3 protein-coding genes and 1 pseudogene are annotated in these 2,162 nt (G+C 69.9%); 1 reads left to right on the plus strand and 3 read right to left on the minus strand.

What is annotated here, in order from left to right; all coding sequences use genetic code 11:
- Positions 1 to 434 (plus strand): hypothetical protein (locus tag KBX53_RS30735; protein ID WP_210863231.1); only part of this gene is annotated, 434 nt, incomplete at its 5' end.
- 52 nt (positions 435 to 486) lie between these two features.
- On the opposite strand, the gene frr is transcribed toward KBX53_RS30735, so the two are convergent.
- From frr to KBX53_RS30750, 3 genes and pseudogenes are all read right to left on the minus strand, one after another.
- Positions 487 to 1,044: a ribosome recycling factor gene (gene frr, locus KBX53_RS30740; protein WP_030335193.1), complete on the minus strand. Its 558-nt coding sequence runs from the start codon at positions 1,042 to 1,044 to the stop codon at positions 487 to 489.
- A gap of 79 nt (positions 1,045 to 1,123) precedes the next feature.
- The gene (pyrH, locus tag KBX53_RS30745; protein WP_030335195.1) at positions 1,124 to 1,891 is read right to left on the minus strand and encodes a UMP kinase; all 768 of its coding nucleotides are present in this window, start codon (positions 1,889 to 1,891) and stop codon (positions 1,124 to 1,126) included.
- 161 nt (positions 1,892 to 2,052) lie between these two features.
- Positions 2,053 to 2,162, minus strand: a pseudogene (locus tag KBX53_RS30750) (elongation factor Ts); the annotation flags it as partial.

The following is a 2,162-nucleotide window of genomic DNA, read 5'->3' on the forward strand; positions in this document are numbered from 1 at the left end:
TCGGTCTCGCGGTGCTGACCGTGGCCGCCATGGTCCTGGCAGCGGCGTCACCGGCAGCCGCCAGCACGACACAGACCCGGATCACCATCGACCGCCACGCCAGCGAGCTGTTCCCGTTCGAGCCGCCCGCCGCCGAGCCGGGCGTGACGTACCCGGCAACGTCGGTCACCGCCACCGCCCGCAACTGCCCGGCCGGCTTCGTCCTCATGTCGGCGTCGCTGGTGCAGGACGGCCTGCCGACCCTCTGGGCCACCGGGGGACGCGGCGCTGGCGAGGTCGTCTGTGACGGCGGCACCGTCGAACTCTCGATGGCGTTCGCCCGCGTCACTCCGGCGCTGCACCCCGGCCGGGCAACCGCCCGCTTCTCGCTGCGGGACGCCGACACCGGCGAGCAGTTCGCCGAGCGCACCAGGACCGTCTGGATTCCCTGCTGACCGACAACACGAGGCCCGTTCCCGAGGTCGGGAACGGGCCTCGAAGCATGCGTCACACCTCGAGCAGCTCGGTTTCCTTGTGCTTCACCAGGTCGTCGATGGTGGCCACGTAGCGCTGGGTCAGGTCGTCGAGTTCCTTCTCGGCGCGGCGGCCGTCGTCCTCGCCGGCCTCGCCGTCCTTGACGATCCGGTCCAGCTCCTCCTTGCCACGGCGGCGGACGTTGCGGATCGCCACCTTGGCCTCCTCGCCCTTGTGCCGAGCCACCTTGATCATGTCGCGGCGGCGTTCCTCGGTCATCTGCGGGAGCAGGATGCGCAGCTGGGTGCCCTCGTTGTTCGGGTTCACCCCGAGGTCCGAGTCGCGGATCGCCTTCTCCATCGCGTTGATCTGCGAGTTGTCGTACGGCTTGATGACGGCCATCCGCGGCTCGGGGACCGCGATGGACGCCATCTGCGTCAGCGGCGTGGGCGTGCCGTAGTAGTCGATGATGACCTTGGAGAACATGGCGGCGTTGGCGCGACCGGTACGGATGGCGCCGAACTCCTCCTTGGCGTGCTCAACCGCACGGTCCATCTTTTCCTCGGCCTCGAGGAGGGTGTCGTCGATCACCGGTCTCCTCGCCTCCTTCTGTGCTCGTCGTGGGCTCTGCTGAAAGTCGTCAGACCGCTGCCGTCGCCGTCTGCGGGACTCAGGCGGTGATCAGGGTGCCGATCTTGTCGCCACCCACCGCGCGGATGATGGTGTCGTCACCCTGCGCGCCGAAGACCAGCATCGGCAGGCCGTTCTCCATGCAGAGGCTGAACGCCGCCGCGTCGGCCACCCGCAGGTTGCGGCGCAGCACCTCGGAGAAGGTGATCGAGTCGAGCTTGCTGGCGGTGGGGTCGATCCGTGGGTCGGCGGTGTAGACGCCGTCCACGCCGTTCTTGCTCATCAGCACCACGTCGGCCCGGATCTCCAGCGCCCGCTGGGCGGCCACCGTGTCGGTGGAGAAGTACGGCATCCCAGCGCCGGCGCCAAAGATGACCACGCGGCCCTTCTCCAGGTGCCGGATGGCCCGCAGCGGGATGTACGGCTCGGCGACCTGGGCCATCGTGATGGCGCTCTGCACCCGGGTCTCGATGCCCTCCTTCTCCAGGAAGTCCTGGAGGGCCAGGCAGTTCATCACGGTGCCGAGCATGCCCATGTAGTCGGCGCGGGCCCGGTCCATCCCACGCTTCTGCAGCTCCGCGCCGCGGAAGAAGTTGCCCCCGCCGACCACCACGGAGACCTGCACGCCGCGGCGGACCACTGTGGCGATCTGCCGGGCGATGGCCTGGACGACGTCCGGGTCGACGCCGATCGCGCCGCCACCGAAGACCTCACCGGAGAGCTTCAGCACCACCCGGCGGGCACGCCCCGGCGGCGGTGCCGTCGGATCGTCCAGCTCCAGCGTCCGGTCACTCACAACCTGCGTCATCCGCCCCGCCCGTCCCCACGCGCACGCCCCGTGCGGCGCGTACCGCGAACCTGCCGCTGCCGACCCTATGTGACGAGGAGGCCGCGGTGCCTGTCACGTACACCGGCGGCCTCCTCGTTGACGTCTTCTGCCCACGGGCGCGCGCGGCGCCCGGTGGCGGCTCAGGCCTGGCCGACCTCGAACCGCACGAAGCGGGTGACCTCGATGCCGGCCTCGGCCAGCAGCTGCTTCACCGACTTCTTGTTGTCGGCCACCGACGCCTGCTCGACCA

The sequence above is a fragment of the Micromonospora sp. M51 genome, assembly GCF_018070305.1.
Taxonomy (GTDB): Bacteria; Actinomycetota; Actinomycetes; order Mycobacteriales; family Micromonosporaceae; genus Micromonospora; species Micromonospora parva.

Coding starts and splice junctions, on each gene's coding strand:
- pyrH (WP_030335195.1), bottom strand. CDS start 1,891: ATGACGCAGGTTGTGAGTGACCGGACGCTGGAGCTGGACGATCCGACG.